Origin of the sequence: Streptomyces doebereineriae, from assembly GCF_031845645.1 — a bacterium.
GTDB lineage: Bacteria > Actinomycetota > Actinomycetes > Streptomycetales > Streptomycetaceae > Streptomyces > Streptomyces canus.
The window spans coordinates 1-480 of the sequence record NZ_JAVREZ010000157.1 but is presented as its reverse complement, the minus strand read 5'-3'; the positions used below and the strand labels follow the sequence as shown (position 1 = coordinate 480).

Sequence of the window (480 nt, the reverse complement as noted above, 5' to 3'; positions counted from 1 at the left end):
GGTCTGGGCCACCTCGCGATTGGCCGGCCGGCGGGTGTGGGACGCCGCGCTGGTGGCGGGCTCGCCGATCGTGATCTTCCAGGTGTTCACCAATTTCGACGCGTTGGCGACCGCTGCCGCCGCGGGCGCGATGCTGGCCTGGGCCCGGCGAAAACCGGTGTGGGCCGGGGCGCTGATCGGAATTGGGGTGGCGGCCAAGCTGTATCCGCTGCTGCTGTTCGTCCCGCTGCTGCTGCTCGGGCTGCGCACCGGGCGCCTGCGTGAGGTCGGTAAGGCCGCGGTGACCGCGATCGTGACGTGGTTGGTGATCAATCTGCCGATCATGGTGCTCTTCCCACGGGGATGGTCAGAGTTCTTCCGGCTCAACACCCGTCGCGGCGATGACATGGACTCGCTCTACAACGTGGTGAAGTCGTTCAGCGACTGGCGCGGCTTCGATCCGGATCTCGGTTTCTGGCAGCCGCCGACGGTGCTCAACAC

1 protein-coding gene is annotated in these 480 nt (G+C 67.3%); it reads left to right on the top strand.

Annotation, left to right across the window (positions count from 1 at the left end; translation table 11 throughout):
• The coding region (locus RNB18_RS51210) for a glycosyltransferase 87 family protein (RefSeq protein ID WP_311720951.1) at positions 1-480 on the top strand (480 nt) is incomplete at both ends.